Origin of the sequence: Flavobacterium panici, assembly GCF_024499525.1 — a bacterium.
GTDB lineage: Bacteria > Bacteroidota > Bacteroidia > Flavobacteriales > Flavobacteriaceae > Flavobacterium > Flavobacterium panici.
Genome location: NZ_CP100437.1, coordinates 3,591,952 through 3,608,947 on the forward strand (window position 1 = coordinate 3,591,952; position 16,996 = coordinate 3,608,947).

The following is a 16,996-nucleotide window of genomic DNA, read 5'->3' on the forward strand; positions in this document are numbered from 1 at the left end:
ATCTCATCTATGTAAATCATTATCAGATTGGATATGATTTATTCTACAGTCCAAAGGAACAATACAAATACAGTCTCTGCAAGTACAACTTTTTTGTTGTACCCTTTTGTACCCCGAGCGGCATCAGCAGAATTAGGCATTCACTAAAAAATAGGAATAAAAAAAGCCGGAGAAAGGGGTATTTCATTCTCTGGCCTTACGGTATAAGTCTTAAAGCTGTCTATTTTCTCATAGCTTTTATCAATTTGGCATTTCGTTTATCTGCTCTTGAATTCTGCAGGGAAATAACTGCCCATATTGCAGCAGGGAGCCAGCCGATCAAAGTAATCTGAAGAATGAGACAGATCAGGGCATTAAAGATCTTTCCTCTTAAAAGAAAGGAAATAGACGGAAAAAATATTGCGATTAATGTCATATTCTATGAGTTTTAATTATTTGTCGTTAATAGGCTGGATTGTTACTGAAATTGATTTTATATTTTCGATTTTCAGTAAGACCGGATTTTTTTAATCATTTTTTCCAGACCTGCTATAGCAGTTTCTTTGTCCTTTTCTTCCGCATTATATGATTTGCTTCTCACGGATTGATAGGATAGATCTTTTTTAAAAGCTGTAGAAAGGTAGGGGATAATCGACTGAAAGACCAGATTCATAGAACGTGCCTTAATTAGTCTGGACTCATCTGCAGCTCTTAAAATTAATCCCAGCTGATCTGCTGAGAGATCGCATTCTACTTTTTCTTCTATTGATTTTGATTTTGCCCGCCGGACAGAAGTCCCTAATTCCTTTTTTTTCTCCCAGTAGGCAATTTCATTCTTAAACCAGTTATCTAAAACAGGTTTGATATTCTCCATACTGGGATCAAATGTTATTTTCTCATTGGAAGTGAGATGATTAAAATCTTTATAATATAGAAGAAGCGATTCAAACCTGAAAGCAGATTCTTTTTCTTTATCAATGTTTTTTAAAATTTGTTCTTTAATTAAGCTGATGTATTTTCTGCAGTTGAAATTCATAGCAATCAATATCTGGTCAGCTGTTCCAAAAATGGTTTCGCCTTTAGGATTATAATCCTGATTAATAAGGGCTTTTAATAAGTCGCGCTCATAGCATATCTGCCGGAAAGTAACTTTATTCTGGGTTTTGGATTCAATAGATTCTGTAAAAGCATCAATTACGATCTGGATTATCTCTTTGTCCTTTTCATTTTTCGCTGAGAGGGCTTTGAGCTTAGCCAGTTTGACTTTTAATTCTTTTCTCGAAACAATCAAGTAGGTTATGGGTACTCTTTCATCCATGCTTAAATAATAAGTAAACCTGTTTTCTATAAAACAAAGCATTTCATCCAGCACTTCAATTAGCTGCTCAATTAACTGTGAAAGCCTGTTTGTTTTTAATTCTTTAAAATTTTGATTTTCGATTACAGTATCCAGAAGAAATATTAAATTAGAGTGATACTTGCGCACTAAAAGTCGGATCTGTCTTTTCCTGAACATTGCGAAAATTTCATTTTTGATAAGCACTTGTATTCGCAGCGATTCTTTCTTTGCATTTTCTGAAATCAAAGCCAGGTCTTTTTCTGATAATGCTGAAACATTGTTTTTTTTCGGATTTAAAGTCTGCACTATCAAGGAATCTAACCATTCTAAAGGATATACATTACTCATAATACTTTATTTTAATAGCAGGCATTTAAACGAAAATTAAAGATTTTTAAAATTTTCAATTGAGTTTAAACGGTATTGAGATGGGGAGATGGAGGTGTGATATTTGAAGAAATCACTGAAATTATGGACACTAGCGAATTCTAATTCTTCAGATATCTCAAAAATTGTCAGCTGCAGGTCTTCCAGCAGAACTTTTGCTTCGATTATGACTGCTTCATTAATAAAATCTTTAGCTGTTTTGCCTGTGGTATCCTTTATGATTTTACTCAAATAAGCAGGAGTGATAAATAGTGCCCCCGCATAAAATTTTACCTGATGCTGTTTTCTGCAGTGAATGGATAAAATGGTTAAAAACTGTATCGTAAGATTCTCTTTTCTGGAAAAATTCAGCATGGTTCCTGAAGTATATTTTGAATATATAATTTTGAGTTCATAGAGAAACAGATTAAAGCTGATCCGCTGCAGGTCATTAATATATCCATTGTTTTTACTGTCTTTATTTACAAAGTAAATCAGCTTGTAGATCATGGACAGAACAAGATAATCTTTGTCTTCAAGATTTATTCTTAAAGGTTCTTTTCGGACTAAAAAGTAAAAGGAATCCACCAGTTCTTTTCGAAGGGTGTTTTTAAATGCAAAATCGGAGGAAAATGTAATAATATAAAGCTGCAGCTTATCTTCTATTTCCATTAATGTGCAGAAGGAGTTTTTGGGAATAATCAGTAAATCATGCGCCGTTAAATCCTGTACAATTTCTTTGAGCTTTATTTTAAACCTGCCCGACTTAATAAGCAGTATCGATAGGTTGCTGGAGAGAAATGACTCATTTCTGTCTGTTTTAACAATATATTTTTTTATAATATGAATGTCTAATCCCTCGACTAACTGGTCTTTAAGTTCAATATTTATTATATCTTTTATCATGGTATTTTTAACTTAAGGAGATAAATCAGTTTTTTATTTAGGGCTTATCGCTAAATTTCTTTTTTATTGCTGTATAGAATAAATTATAGAGGTTCAGCAGCGTGGCAATGTAAAACAGATACGCCAGACCTCTTGTCCGCATGGATTTTTTTTCTCCGCTTAGTAAAAAGCCGGTTATTTCATCATAGCTGAATAGGACTATGATGAAATACAGGCTGGCAAGATTAAATATGACCAGAATTATATAAAAGATGGTGAGCGGTTTTATTTTAGGCATGATCATTTTAATCTTAATTTGATATTAGTTGATGCAGCTGCCGAGAAGCGCAATTATTGAGGTCAGGGCAGATTCTTTTACGGTAAAAAGAATTTTGGCCGGCCTGCTGCCCACAGATGTTTCCCAGTCCCTGTCTTTTCTTTCTTCAGCCGAATAAAGAGAATATCTTGAAATAGAGGCGACCGTCAGGATAGTTTCGGTTTCATCCAGATCCAGAATGCTGTCTGTAAGAATATTAGATTCATAATCCGTAATATAATTGTAAGTGATATTGAACTCTTCCTGCCTTTGAATAATGAGATTTTGAAGAAAATCAATCAGGCTGGCTTTGGCATAAGTCCCCAGTGTGCTTCCCTGGATAATGAGAATCATATTATTATCGGGATCTTCCATAATAGACTCTACGATTTCATCTGTAAATTCTATCAATCGGCTGTTTTTGAGGCTTTCCGAATTATGTCTGCCAGAAATAAAATTTATCTGATCCGCCAGCTCTGAAAATGAATTTGGAATTTTGTTTTTTTCGTAAAAAGCATTGAGCTTCTCGTAAATTTCTTTTCCTTTTTTATCATAAGGGTTCTGAATGTTTTCAGCCGGCTGATACTTTTTCTCTGCCGGCAGCTCATTTTCAGCCGCACTGAAATCAGAATCGGAAGAGCATGAAATAACAAATAGTGAAACTGTGATGCATAATAAAATAGTTTTCATGATTTGGTTTGTTTGAAAGTGAATGAGAATTGCTTCTCAGTTCTTTTCATCCGGATAAGCAGAACTTTTATCCAGCGCCCTGCTGGACTTTTTTTGCTTTTGAATTCACGACAAAGCTATTAGGCTCAAATATTGAAAACAACCCTATATCTGTGGATTTTCGGTATTTATGGTATGGATTTTCCGAAAATCCATACATCATTTTCTGTTAATAAGTGTTTGTAATACAATTGTTTGTGTTATTTTTGGGTTAAGTTAAAGTAAAATTATTCCGACAGCTGTGAGGAAGTGCTTCGGGATTATTCCAGGCGCATTATCCCTAAATATATGTATCATGAATAAACAGAATTTACTTGTATTACTCTTAATTTTCTCCAATCATGCATTTACGCAGCAGTCCCGTTTTAGTATCCCTGACTCATTGAAACACAAAAGTTACGGGTACATAGATGACAGGATTTATGAATTGAGGAGAGACAGTTCCAAAGCAGCCGTTTATCTGTTCACCTATATCAATAAAGCGAAAAATGAGAAAAACTGGAAAGAACTGGTTAACGGATACCAGAACCTGTTGCATGAGTCTCCCGATAAATTGAGGCCTGTTTATGCCGACAGCATGATATATGCTGCCAGGAAGTCTAATGATGATGCCCTGATTGGATCGGCCTATCTTTCCAAAGGAATAGTATTTTATGGACGAAAGGATCAGGAAAAAGCGATGGATAATTACCTTATTGCTAACAGTTATATTGCTAAAACAGATGATTCCTACCAAAAACATAAAGTAAAATATCAGATCGCTTTGACCAAGCTTTACATTGGTTTTTATGAAGAGGCAATTTCACTGCTTCGAGAATGTGCAGCTTATTATAAGAACCGCAGCACAAGGCCGTATTTAAACTCGCTTCATACTCTTGGGCTCTGTTACAATAAAAACGGCAATTTTGGACTCTGCAGCGCGACTAATACACTGGGAATTAATGAAAGCCGCAGGCTGGATAATCTGGAAATGATTCCCTATTTTATGCATTCACAGGGAATTAATGAGTTCTTTTTGAAAAATTACTCAAAGTCGATAAAAGATATCGAATCATCTCTGGAAGCAGTTAAAGAGAATCGTGATTTTGCAAACGAGGCAATTGGGAATTTTTACATCGGTAAGAGCTATTGGGCGCTTGACAGGAAAGCGAAAGCTGCAGCGTATTTTCAGATAGTGGATAAAATTTTCAAGGAGAAAAACTATCTCCGCCCTGATCTGCGGCAGTCTTTTGAATTATTAATAAACTATTACAGGCAGAAGAAAGATTTAGCTTCGCAATTGTATTATGTTGAACAGCTTTTAAAGGCAGACACTCTGCTGGTGGAAACCAATAGATATATAGTCGGTAAAATTCACAAACAGTACGATACCAGAGAGCTGGTGCAGGAAAAAGAAAATCTTCAACGGCAGAGTGAGGATCTAAAAGAGCAATTGTCATTGGAAAAAAACTACGATATTATTTCTGTCATAGTATTTTTATTTATGCTGATTATCATTACAGTGCTTACGTATCGTTATTACAGGAACAGAAGGCTTTACAAAAAGCGTTTTGAAGAGTATATCACAAAGTTAGAGCAGAATAAAAATAAGCCAAAGAATAATATGGAGAGGCTGCCGGCTTCAGATATTAACAGCGGTACTGCTGCTTTGATAGTAAAGCAGCTGGAAAAGTTTGAAAAAGAAAATAAATTTTTAGACAGGGACTGGAAGCAGGGAAGCCTTGCAGCGTATTTTAACTCCAACTCAAATTATCTGGCGGGCATCATAAAGCAGTATAGAGGAAAAAGTTTTACGGATTATATAAACGGCCTTAGGATTGACTATATAATAGCACTTCTGCAAAACGAAAAGAAATATAGGAGTTATTCCAATGATGCGTTAGCCCAGGAAGCCGGGTTCAGCTCCACCCAGCGTTTTGCCAATGCATTTTTAGCAAAAATGGGAATGCCTGCAGTCTATTTCGTTGATCAGATGAAAAAGAAAAATTAGTAAACAGCTTTAATTAGGATTTGCTGATGAAGTTACTATTTTTGCCGTGTAATTTTAAAAAACAGAAAACATGAAAGATTTATTGGTGAAAATTTATGCTGAGATCGATACTTTTAAAACGGAATCTGATTCGCTTGCTGAAAAAGGAGTGAAGGCTGCAGGGGCAAGAGCCCGTAAATCTTCTTTAGAAATTGAAAAGCTTTTAAAAGAGTTTAGAAAAGTTTCTATTGAGGAGTCTAAGAAATAAGTATCGCTTTTGGCGTCTTGCTGAGAGTAAAAGGTGGAATAATGGGGCTTTTTGGCCCCGTTGTTTTTTTATGCTTATTTTTAGTTTGCTTTTATTCTCACTGATGGGTTTGTTCTCTCATATTATTTAACCCAAAGACAATTAATTTTTAAAGTATAAAATCTGTTATTTTTATCAGGCAGCTACTCCCGCTTTTCGCTGCAATCTTTTATGCCGAACCCCGGCAGAAAAGGATTTCCGCTTCAATCGGGGCTGTAAAGATTCAGCTTTATTTAGACATCAACAAAGTATATACTAGGTTGACACTTTTTTAGTAGAAAATACAAAATGAATTGTACCTATCTTGCTTGATAAAGCTTATACTTTTTGCCTGTGAAAAAACTGTTTTACCCCTGTTTAGATATATGTTATATCTATATTTATTGGGGTTATATTATGTAATATTTCCTTATTCATCGCAATACGAAGTAATAAATTTTTCATCATTTTCTTTCTCGGTGGCTAAAGCAAAATTATTTTCTAAAAAAGGAATCTAAATGTCTATTTCTTCCTGATATTCAAATCATTTTTGCATTAACTTCAAATTGTCACAGGTCTATAATTCTTGGAGTTTGATCTTCTCTATTCATTATTAATTAGTTTCATCTGTACATCTATAGCTATTTCTTCGCATCTTACTTCATACTTTTTTTCAGGTTTAGCATATACATTTACTGACTGATGCGTAGTGGCAAAAGAATTATCATATACATATGTGTCGGAACCCAATAGCTTTTTTTCTACAGTTTCTGTTTGATAGATAGCTATCCTCCCTTGAGAATACTGATTGGCCAGCCTTTCTATTTTTTTGATGCGGTAAAGGTTCTCCACGTCTTGTGTGCTGTCATCAGGCATAAGAATAAATAGATAATCTCTTGCTCTACTGATGGCGACATTGAGAACATTTTGTTTGTTTAGAAACATGTTTTGTGACCTTCCGATACTGTAAGGAGGATTGAATACGGAAATAATGATATCACACTCATCTCCCTGAAAACCATGGATTGTCCCTATCAGAATCTCTGCTTTTTCGTCGTCGTTATGCAGCCTGGCAAGGGTTTTTTCGATAATCGCGGCCTGGGCCTTATAAGGGCATATAATACCTATTCTAAATTTATCTTTGTGATTGGTACGAATTTCATGGACCAGCTGCATTGCAAATTCTACAGTGAATAATGCTGAATAGACCTGATAGTTGGATTTGTTCAGTGTATTTGGTTTGTATATGCTTTCATATTTCTGTACGGGGAATTTGATGATGTTTATATCCTTAAAGTTTAGTTCGGAAATATTTAAGGTTTTTTGACTGGATGGTTTCCTGTAATGGCTCAGGCTGCCGCCATACGTAAAGCGGCTGAATACTTCGCCGATTGTCGGTAGGCTGCGGTATTGGGTACTAAGGTTTATTATTTCGAATTTATGCGGTACGGTTACTGGGTTTATAAATTTTGTGAGTTGTACCATTTCATAAATGTTCAGATCTTTCCACTGGTCGATCTGGGTAATTGGCTGTATCTGGAAAGGATCGCCGGCAATAATAAATTTTGAATGGGATTTCTGGTAAAGCACATATGCAATACTGGCAATTGTAATCATCGAGGCCTCATCAATAATGATGTAATCCCAATCCAGGAATTTTAAATGCAGCCTTTCCTCTAGCGCATGTGGATGAAAATAATCGTACGCAAATCTTGCGATAGTTGTAATGGTAGTGTTTTTCGGCCTGGTCCTGATATCAAAACTTTTATCTATGACAAGACCACTGTTTTCTAATTCAGTATCGCCGGTCGTACCGAATCTCAATAACCAGTTATAATACGATTCCTCTCCGTCCATTTTTTCAATAATGCGTTTTGTCAGTACATCTGCCGCTTTGTTAGTAGGAGCAAGTACCAATATTTTCAGATTTTCATCCTTTTGCATTAGTGGTATAATTTCATTGGTGGCAAGATAGGTGGTTTTCCCCGTACCGGGAGGACCAAAAATGAATCTTATCTGGTCGGTAATATTCTGCTGCAGGTTAAAATCATCTTCCAGCCTCAGTTGGTAAAAGGCTTTTCTGAGCTCTTCCAATATGAAAACAGGATTTTTAATATCAATTACCGCGCGGCTGATTTTTGTTAAATCGATATCGGAAATATCTGTGGATTTTTTGAGTTTTGCCCTAAGGGTGTACTCCTTTACACTTACTACCTCAATAGTTATGGAAGTCGCCTGATCACCTTGATACAGGCGTATTTGTATATCTCCGATGTCTTCTATTGATTGTGGGATATATCTGTTGGGATGTTTAAGGACTAAAGTTCTTTCCGTACCTTTTTCATGCTCAACTTTTGAAAATTGTATGGATATCTGCTTGCCTGAGGAATTGGATTCGGAACTGTTTAGGTATTCTAGTTCCAGCAGTGCCTTGAACCAGCTGAATGAATATCGCTCGGAAGTATTTGCTAATTCTGTTAATTTTTCAATTCTAGTCAATTCTTCCACCTGGGCTTCTGCCTGCAATTTCAGCTTTTCTATTTTCTTTTGTAGATTTACAGAAGGAGTAGTGTAATAATCCTGATCGCCGGCAGGCTCTTCCTGTTCTTCTTCTTCTTCTATACCAATGTTGGGTTGGGACGGAATATGATTTTTGGATGTTTCGGGGTCATCCTGGTTTGATTCCAGTCTTTGCTTGCGGTTTTTCTTGATCCCTTTGTTGATATTGGATAATGTCTTATTAAGGTCTTTATCGTTTAAAGGTACTTCATTTAGCGGAAAATGGTTCTCAACGGGCTCGTTGGAGCTTTTCTTTCTGGCCATTTCTTCAATAAAAACGTTTAGGTCCTCAGCAGTTATATTTTCCGCTAAAAGTTTTTTCCCTAGTTCGTAGGCTTTCTTCTGTTCATCTGTCAGATCCAAATCCGCATCCGGATTTATTATACCGATGAACTCGAGAAGTACATTTATATATGGATCGTCTTGATTATAATTCTCATTCAGGTCATCAATTGAAAGTTGGCTTGCACAGACAAATTCTTCATCTTTATTAAGAAGCCATTTATCATTTTGAAGAATGGATGCTGCAGTGGAGGTGAAGTTTGTAATGTTTTGAGATGAGCCGTTTCTTGGATAGTAGGAGAACTTTCCTGAAAATTTTGCCTTTAGCAATGAAACAGTCTGCCCTTTAGCGAAATGCAATAAATAATTCCAGAGAATTACCGACACTTCGGGGGTTATATTATTAACGGCCTCACTAAGGCTCTCCAATTCCTTATCTGTTATCTTTTGGTAGTCATTATATTTATATGAAATAAGGATGTTGTCCAAACCAAACATTTCCTTGTTTGCCGTATCTGGATCTAATTCTATACTTATCAGCCTTGGATAGGAACAAATCCCTAACTCGGCAAACAGTTTCCTAGTGACATCTGCCTTGTGGCCGCTTAAGTATTCACTGTAAAAGTCATCATCAAGAAAATAAATTTCACTGCTATGGCAATGGTACTTGACCAAATCTTCCTCATTGAAATAGAGTCCTTCGGAATTGCCAAAAAATCTTGTTTCTTTTTTTTGCGGATTATGGCAGGCAACAAATGAAATCTCTTTAAGCTTTGTGATGAGCTCTGTTTGATATGATGCTGGACAGTCCTCATAATAGTTTAAAAATGTTTCAAAATGCTGTAGGATTAAGGCCGTATCACTGTAATCAAACGTGCTTTCATATTGCGGGATAATGTCATTGAAAATCTCTGCCTTTACATCTGGTCTGCCTATCCCTATTGCAGTAATAAACGCCATTGCATCAGCGTTGTCGGCTAGAGGCTGATAAATGGTGTCATGCGAGGATGTTCTTTCCAATGGCAGGAATATCTGCGGAGCGGTTAAATCTTTATTGAAAGGAACTGCCTTATGGCCAGCTTATCATTGTCATTCCATAAATATTTATGATCTGCCAGATAAGCGTAAAGTTTTATCAACCATTCATCTGTCTGTTTTTCTATAAAGTCTGATGTGAATCTTCTGATTAGTTTTTTTGCATCGACAGATTCTGTAATAATGCCATTGATGTAATTTTCTAAAGCCTTGTTTGCTTGATTCAACTGCTTTTGCCCCTTTGAAACAAACACCCAGCCTGAGTTGAGGTTGTTGAATAGGGCGCTCAGCTGCTCATTGCTGAACAATTCCGATAATTCAGGATCAGCTGCCCAATACGCTTTCGCCCTAGGAAAGTATTTTCCTGATCTTCCAGGTAAAACAGGATGATTTAGCAAAGCTTTCCTTATTTCGGTGTAAAATGGAAGGAACGAAATCCTGCTGTTTACGCCGGTCTGATTATAAACATAGGAATTGTAAGGTATAATATCCAGAAGAGAGTCGTCAATTAGATTGCTGCCATTTTTAACCCCAATATCTTTTAGGATACTGATGGATTCTCCCGACAATTCTGCCAACAATTGTATAAGGGATGAGTTCCACTCATCATTTGTCTTAATTCCTTCTCGACTGTCCGTCAATAAAAACGGTGCTTGAACAATGAAACCAAGTTTGGTGTCTTCCTTTGTTGGAAAAAAGCAGAATGCTTCATAGTTAAATCCGGTTTCTAATTTGGAATTTTTTTCTAGAACAAAGAAACCGGTGCTGATTTTGAACTTGGCATTTGTGCCAGTTTGTGTAATTCGTTTGCTGAAAATCCAGATTTCTTCCTTTTTGACGTTTCCATTTTCATTGCTTGCAACCTCGAAAAGTTGAGCAGTGATGTTTCCAAATTCATCGGCTTCCTTTTCTTTTTTGGAGTAAAGGCCTTTGCCGCTTTCTGATTTCCATTCTATTTTTTGGAGGTTGCTTAAAAATAGGATAGGTTGGAAGAGATTGTCCAATTTGCTTTCAATTTCCTTGTAGGCATCTTCGGGAGTTTTTGATTTGTGGTTAAAAGGAAAGAAAAACAGAGTTTCACCATTGCCTCTGTTCTCTCCATCAAAATTGACTTCAACCGGGACTATATAATTTTCCAGCTTAAATGTAAAATTATCATCAAATATATGGGGCGTGTCGCAGTATGCAAAAACAGCTTTGAATCCGATACCGAATTTACCGATCTTCTGATCGTCTATCTTCGTAGAATTTCCAATAGATGTAATCGAGTTGATATGTCCTAATGTTCCATTTTCAGAATCAGATTCTTCATTTTCAGGATTGGAAATAGTGAATCTTACCGAACCGTTGTGTTTGAAATACAGGCCTTCTTCCTTTAGGTCAAATTTAACCCAGGAAGCTTTGGTGTCATCAGCATTTTGGAGCAACTCATAAATAAAATGGGCAGAATCAGAATACTTTTTGATTGCCGTTTCCCAAATTCCGCGATAAGATTTTTTTAGCAGAACCTTTACGTCGGTTTCTTTTATTTCTTTAAGAGCTGCAAAGTATTTCTGATTCATTAGGATAGTATTTTTATAATTTTAAGTCACTTACTGCACCTACAACACGATATTCTACATTATCAATCACCTCAAAGTGCTTTTCTGCGCATTCAATTTTCATACGTTCTTTATCTCTTAATAAAGTTCTGTCTTTGGCCGCTTTTGTATCCTTTGTTTCAGCTACGAAATAAATTTTGGTTTCCTCTTCTTCCTCTTTTTTTATTAACGCCCAGTCTGGATTATATGGGCCAATAGGTGTTTTGATTTGAAACTTGGAAGGAAGTTTTACGTAAAACAAAATATCATCCCTGGTCTCGCAATCTTCGGCAAATTGTTTTTCCGGACCGCTTAAGGAATCAATTACGATATAGTTGTAAAGTGTTTTTACCTGTTTTTTAACCAAGACAAGATTGTCCATATATTGTTCTACTTCAGCAGCTTCAAACAATTTCATTTCATACGTTTTCCCTGCTATCTTCTCATATTCGATACCATTTATTTTGATTTTGTCGAATTCATCTTTAATAATCTTTACCACTGTATCCATGAATAGCTGAGGATTATTGAAGATTTCGCCTAAACGTTTGGATTGTAGGATAATCTTGGTAATGGTATCCCTTGTTAGTTCCGTTTTGGATTGAATGTAAGCCACAAAATCAGGAATGGCATAATTCGTATCCTTTATTATTTTTTCTTTGGAACCTTTTTGTTCTCCTCCTAATTCGATTAATTTACCCTCTTTATCCCTGATGAACTTTGCAATATTTTTTTCACGATATATAACAGGCTTTTCTATAGAAGGCATTTTCTTCAAGGAAGTTACACAATTTTTAATAAGTGCTGTTGTGCTGTAATTTACTTTGTATTCTGTGCAATATCTTATTTTTTCCCACAATTCCATAAACAGCGAATCTTCAAGCCACTTGTCTTTTAACTGTACTTTTTTACGGTCTCTTGCATTTTTTATTCTTCCTTCAAATTTAACCCCTGTATCTTCTTCAATTTCCGATTGCAATGCTTTAGAGAATGCCTCATAAGATTCATTGGCAATTACCGTAAGGCGATTGATGGACCGCTCCAAATTACGCTCACCTTTTTGATCTACACACAAGCGAAGACCACGACCAATTTCCTGACGTTTTTTCATTTCAGATTTGCTCTCATTCAAGGTGCATATTTGAAATACATTTGGATTATCCCATCCTTCTCTTAAAGCAGAGTGGCTGAATATAAAACGTAATGGCGTATCTATATCCAGTAATCGCTCCTTATCCTGCATGATAAGCTTAAAGGTTTCATCATCTGCTTTGGTGGATTTCCCTTCTTTGGAATCCTTGAATTTCCCCTTGTCCTGACTAAAATAGCCATTGTGTACCTCTTCAGCTTCGAAAGGGTACAGTCCTCTATACGACGGCATATTCTTCCATTTATTGAAGCTTTCCTCAAACCATAAGGAAAATTTTCCTTCAACAGGGCTGCCTTGATCATCATAGCTTCTATAATTGGCTACGCGGTCAATAAAGAAAAGTGATAATACTTTTATGCCTTTTACTTTTAATTCCTTTTCTTTTTTGAAATGGTTTTCGACCGTGGCATCAACCATTTCTTTGAGTATCTGATCAGTTAATCCGCCGACAGGTTCACCTTGATATACGAGCTGTCCGCTCGAAAATTCTATGTAGCCATTCTCAGCATCCAATTCATTGATTACATAGCCTTCTTTATAAATATCCCAACCTTTGGATAGTTTATATAGATCATCTCCAATTTTAGCTGTGACCTGTTTTTTGGCCACACCGGTTTTATCGCTTACGAATATTGTAATTTTAGCGGTTATGGATTGTTTTTTTGATATAAACTTATCTACACTTATAAATGCTCCAGAGCTGTCATTTTTGGTTACGACAGAATCTACTTCAATCTGTTTTACCAAGCCTAAATCGTACGCTTTAACAGGATCCAGCTTATATATAAGGTTGTAGGTGTTTTTGTGAGTAGCGGAATATCTAAGGGTAAAAAGTGGATTAAGATTGGCAATGGCTCTTTTACGAATATCCGTCTCCATATTCTGCGGCTCATCAATAATCACAATTGGGCTGGACTTTTGTAGGTATTCGATCGGCTTGATACCTGTTTCTCTTACTTGATTGATCACGTTGGCATCTTTGGCAAAACTGTCAATGTTGATGACCAAGATCTGAATAGCGTTACTCTTTGCAAAATTCCCTAAATCAGCCAGTCGGCTGGAATCATATACTTTGAATTCGGCAGGCTGATTTTCGTACAAACCTTGAAAATGGTCAAATGTTATGGAAAGGCTTTTGAGAACTCCTTCACGAATAGCTATCGACGGAACTACAATTACAAATTTTTTAAAACCATAGACTTTATTTAATTCATAGATGGAACGCAGATATACATATGTTTTACCGGTACCTGTTTCCATTTCGACAGAAAAATTAGGGAATGAGGCAGCTATCGCAGTATCGGTGATATTGCCTTTTGTGTCTGCAACTTCATTATACCAAAGTTTTTCTAATGCAGTGGAGATTTCATCTTCTCTCAGATTATTGGCTGTCTGAATTCTATTAAGATTGGCAAAAATTTCTTCTTCCGTAAGGGTAAAATTATTGCCAACACCTGTTTCGGTAAACTGTATGCTGCCGCTGTTTTCAGAAGTAAAAGAAAATTCGAAATCTGAATTGTTCAGATGTTGCCCTTCGAACAGATCAATCACCGATTGGATTGCTTCAAGCTGGTAAGTTTGTTTTGAGTCAAATTTTAGTTTCATTGCTGTTTTTTTTGATACCCCAGATTTTCAATTTCACCCATGACACCACGTGCGTCAAATGCGTCAGATAGTTTTATCACTTTGTAAGTACTCCTCACCGCAAATGAATCATCATCGTATGGCGTTAATGCAGTATTTACACCTTGATCTACCATCATATTCCAGGTTGAACCTCCAACTAAGGTAAATACAACTGTTTCAGCGGTTAATAAATCTTCTTTTTTGGTATCAAACAAAACACATAAATATAAATTCTTTTGAATTTCACCAGCTTTTATGCTATTAGAATATGGCCCGATATTTTTGAAATTTGCATAGTTATTGCATATGGCAAATTTCACCCCTTTGTAAGGAAAAGAGGAGCGCACTTCTAATTTTTCACCATTTGTAAGCTGGATGTCAATTTGAACCGATGCATCTGTGAAGGGTGTTGGAGAAGCAATGTCCCCGAAAACCATGTTAATGGCCTTCTCCCAGCCGGATTCGGCGCACAGCCCTCCAAAGGAGTCGATTAATCTTCTCGGAAAATTTCGTTCTATATCGCTATGATTAGCTGCGCCTGCATTAACTTTATTTGCTAATTCAGTGGCTCTTTCAAGGATCTCATTGTATTCGTTGGAACCTTTTACTAATTCGCAACGAATTACATAGAAAGTTTTATTTACATTTTTTTTATCTGGAGGATTCTGACATTCTATTAATACCTTATTTATGTTCATTTATACCGATTTAAAGTTTACGCCTCGTTCTTCAAGCTTTAATTGAATATTTGTCTTAATGCAGTCCTCATCGTTAAATACGCTATCCAAGCAAATAAACTGGCTTGGCTTTCTTTGCGAAATAATTTCCAAGATTTCGTTATTTAGTTTAGAAAAGCAGAAGGCAAGTTTGCCGCTATTTGCAAAAAATAAATTTATTTTATTAATGGTAATTGTTTCAATCGTACCATTAAGTTTAATTCCGTTTTTAAGAAGAAGCTCCCATAGCATACAAAAGTCATTGCTTTCAGAATGTTCTGCCGATTTAAATAACTGAACTTGTTTTATCAACTCCTCCTCATTATCTATTACATCACCACGCCATATCTTGAAGTTGGAAGCACCAAGCCTAAAAAATCTATAACCGATCGCTGCAGCTTTCTCAAATTGTAATTGTTTATTTCTATTTTGGGTTATTTGATCTATAACCTTATTAATTCTTGTGTTGGTTATTTCTGAAATGGTTTTGAAACCATTTTTAGCTGCAATGCTCTTCTCATCAACAGCTTCAGGAAGCTGAACCATTAGAAACTTGAGATTTTTCTTTTGTTCGTCATTTAACTCCAAAACAGCTTGCCCCAGGGAACCGGAACCAGCAAAAAAATCTAATATATACTCGTTATCAGAATCTCCAATTCCAATATTGATCAATGTTTTTAATAACTCTATAGGTTTAGGATTGTTGAAAATGTTAGCTACACCCAAAATTTTTGTAAGTGTTTGTTTTCCTTGACTGTTTCTTGCTTCATTTAAGAACATTGAACGGGGAACTTTTTTCTTTTCCTCGCCATCTTCCGCGTTTAGATACAATTTATATTCAACGATCCATTTTCCTCTATCATCTTGACGCAGAATTACTTTGTCCTCTTTTAGTGCACTTAAAAATGAGTTCTCCTCCCATTTCCACTCGCCAAATAATTCAGAATCATCAGGCATTTTTATTGTATATTGTAAACCTGGTCTAGGATCATCGGGACGCATCCTGTAAAAGGATTTCGTTTTATATGGGCCTAATTTATCGAAATGTTTATCTTTAAATCTATATTGAGTAATATCGGATGCGGTTAATGGTAGCCTCAGTTTAGAAATTGATGGCAGTTTTTTTGCGTAGCAGAGAATGTATTCGTGATCTACAGCAAAGTATTTAGAATCGTTTCCTCCTCCTGCATGGCGCTGCCAGATTATCTCTTGCACGTAGTTTTCTTCTCCAAATACTTCATCCATTAACAGCTTAAGATTCGAGATTTCGTTTTGGTCTATATTCACAAAAATTAATCCATCATCTTTCAAAAGATTACGAGCGAGAAACAAACGGGGTAACATCATAGAAAGCCAATTAGAATGAAATTGCCCATTTTCTTTTCTATTTGCACGGAAATATCCTTCCTTCATTAAATGCCCTTCATCATCCTTATCTCCAAGGCGTTTTAAATATTCTTCCTTTGTTTCTGAAAACTTGTCTGGATAAATGAAACTATCTGAACCTGTATTATAGGGAGGGTCTATACAGATAACCTTGATCTTGCCGTAATAAGGTTTTTGAAGCAGCTTCAACACTTCTAGATTCTCACCTTCGATTAATGTGTTCTCTGCATTATCCCAATTGCAAGACTGTTTTGGATAGGGCAGTAATGTAGATTTGGTCGACTGCTGTAAGACTTTGTAGGCATCATTTTTACCGGCCCAATTTAATTGGTAACGTTCACTATCAGTATTTATATTTTCACCCAATAATTGTTTTAGTTGGTTTACATCTAGCTTATCTTCGGTAAAGGCTGCGGGAACAACCTCTTTTAACTTTCTAATAAGTTCTTCTGTTATATCCAATGACTTGCCATCCATATCGTTATATTTTTTTTAATCGTTTTTCTGAATTTTAAATGGTTATTTTAGTGCCTCGGTTCTTGTATGTCTTCATAATTTTTTATGAAATACTTACAGTAAGTTGGTTAATATCTATATAGATGCATCAGCTTCCCTCTTGGCAGTATTTTTTGTTTCCCCGCTATATCGTTCTTCAATAGATGTATTGACTTCTAAAACAGCTTTTCAATTTTGTACAATTAATTGTTTATGTTCTCATAATTTAGGGGCTTAATGACTAGATCTCTTTTAGATTTTAAGGAGCTTTCAAATTATTATGTAAACCTTCACGTTT

11 protein-coding genes are annotated in these 16,996 nt (G+C 35.8%); 2 read left to right on the forward strand and 9 right to left on the reverse strand.

Annotated elements, in window-relative coordinates:
* Positions 1-220 precede the first annotated feature (220 nt).
* The 4 genes from NLJ00_RS25085 to NLJ00_RS15140 form a co-directional block, all read right to left on the reverse strand.
* Positions 221-415 (reverse strand): YqaE/Pmp3 family membrane protein, encoded by a 195-nt coding sequence (locus NLJ00_RS25085; RefSeq protein ID WP_332020255.1) that lies wholly within the window; start codon positions 413-415, stop codon positions 221-223.
* Positions 416-487: 72 nt separating this feature from the next.
* A complete protein-coding gene (locus tag NLJ00_RS15130) occupies positions 488-1,564 on the reverse strand; it encodes a hypothetical protein (RefSeq protein ID WP_256634400.1) in 1,077 nt (358 codons plus the stop codon).
* Positions 1,565-1,702: 138 nt separating this feature from the next.
* Positions 1,703-2,590, reverse strand: a complete 888-nt coding sequence (locus NLJ00_RS15135) for a helix-turn-helix transcriptional regulator (RefSeq protein WP_256634401.1) — start codon at positions 2,588-2,590, stop codon at positions 1,703-1,705.
* 301 nt (positions 2,591-2,891) lie between these two features.
* Complete coding sequence (locus NLJ00_RS15140; protein WP_256634402.1) at positions 2,892-3,575, reverse strand: hypothetical protein; 684 nt, start codon at positions 3,573-3,575, stop codon at positions 2,892-2,894.
* A 334-nt stretch (positions 3,576-3,909) separates the two neighbouring features.
* Here NLJ00_RS15140 and NLJ00_RS15145 point away from each other — a divergent pair, with 334 nt between their 5' ends.
* On the forward strand, positions 3,910-5,604 hold the full coding sequence (locus NLJ00_RS15145) for a helix-turn-helix domain-containing protein (RefSeq protein WP_256634403.1): 1,695 nt from the start codon (positions 3,910-3,912) through the stop codon (positions 5,602-5,604).
* Between the two features lie 70 nt (positions 5,605-5,674).
* Entirely contained in the window at positions 5,675-5,851 is a 177-nt protein-coding gene (locus NLJ00_RS15150) for a histone H1 (RefSeq protein ID WP_256634404.1), read from the forward strand.
* A 621-nt stretch (positions 5,852-6,472) separates the two neighbouring features.
* Here NLJ00_RS15150 and NLJ00_RS15155 read toward each other — a convergent pair.
* Genes NLJ00_RS15155 through NLJ00_RS15175 form a run of 5 tightly spaced genes read right to left on the reverse strand, consistent with a single transcriptional unit; the run spans position 6,473 to position 16,680 of the window.
* Positions 6,473-9,730, reverse strand: coding sequence for a DEAD/DEAH box helicase (locus NLJ00_RS15155; RefSeq protein WP_256634405.1), 3,258 nt, complete (start codon positions 9,728-9,730; stop codon positions 6,473-6,475).
* Between the two features lie 23 nt (positions 9,731-9,753).
* Positions 9,754-11,307, reverse strand: a complete 1,554-nt coding sequence (locus tag NLJ00_RS15160) for a sacsin N-terminal ATP-binding-like domain-containing protein (RefSeq protein WP_256634406.1) — start codon at positions 11,305-11,307, stop codon at positions 9,754-9,756.
* Positions 11,308-11,320: 13 nt separating this feature from the next.
* Complete coding sequence (locus tag NLJ00_RS15165; RefSeq protein WP_256634407.1) at positions 11,321-14,080, reverse strand: restriction endonuclease; 2,760 nt, start codon at positions 14,078-14,080, stop codon at positions 11,321-11,323.
* Positions 14,077-14,799, reverse strand: coding sequence for a hypothetical protein (locus NLJ00_RS15170; protein WP_256634408.1), 723 nt, complete (start codon positions 14,797-14,799; stop codon positions 14,077-14,079). The genes NLJ00_RS15165 and NLJ00_RS15170 overlap by 4 nt, the downstream gene beginning before the upstream one ends.
* Positions 14,800-16,680: a site-specific DNA-methyltransferase gene (locus tag NLJ00_RS15175; protein WP_256634409.1), complete on the reverse strand. Its 1,881-nt coding sequence runs from the start codon at positions 16,678-16,680 to the stop codon at positions 14,800-14,802. It abuts the gene before it with no gap.
* Positions 16,681-16,996: the final 316 nt, after the last annotated feature.

What these genes read in the sequence shown, in the direction of transcription:
- NLJ00_RS15145 (WP_256634403.1), top strand. Translation starts at nt 3,910, where the DNA reads ATGAATAAACAGAATTTACTTGTATTACTCTTAATTTTCTCCAATCAT.
- NLJ00_RS15175 (WP_256634409.1), bottom strand. Translation starts at nt 16,680, where the DNA reads ATGGATGGCAAGTCATTGGATATAACAGAAGAACTTATTAGAAAGTTA.
- NLJ00_RS15165 (WP_256634407.1), bottom strand. Translation starts at nt 14,080, where the DNA reads ATGAAACTAAAATTTGACTCAAAACAAACTTACCAGCTTGAAGCAATC.
- NLJ00_RS15160 (WP_256634406.1), bottom strand. Translation starts at nt 11,307, where the DNA reads ATGAATCAGAAATACTTTGCAGCTCTTAAAGAAATAAAAGAAACCGAC.
- NLJ00_RS25085 (WP_332020255.1), bottom strand. Translation starts at nt 415, where the DNA reads ATGACATTAATCGCAATATTTTTTCCGTCTATTTCCTTTCTTTTAAGA.
- NLJ00_RS15150 (WP_256634404.1), top strand. Translation starts at nt 5,675, where the DNA reads ATGAAAGATTTATTGGTGAAAATTTATGCTGAGATCGATACTTTTAAA.
- NLJ00_RS15140 (WP_256634402.1), bottom strand. Translation starts at nt 3,575, where the DNA reads ATGAAAACTATTTTATTATGCATCACAGTTTCACTATTTGTTATTTCA.
- NLJ00_RS15170 (WP_256634408.1), bottom strand. Translation starts at nt 14,799, where the DNA reads ATGAACATAAATAAGGTATTAATAGAATGTCAGAATCCTCCAGATAAA.
- NLJ00_RS15135 (WP_256634401.1), bottom strand. Translation starts at nt 2,590, where the DNA reads ATGATAAAAGATATAATAAATATTGAACTTAAAGACCAGTTAGTCGAG.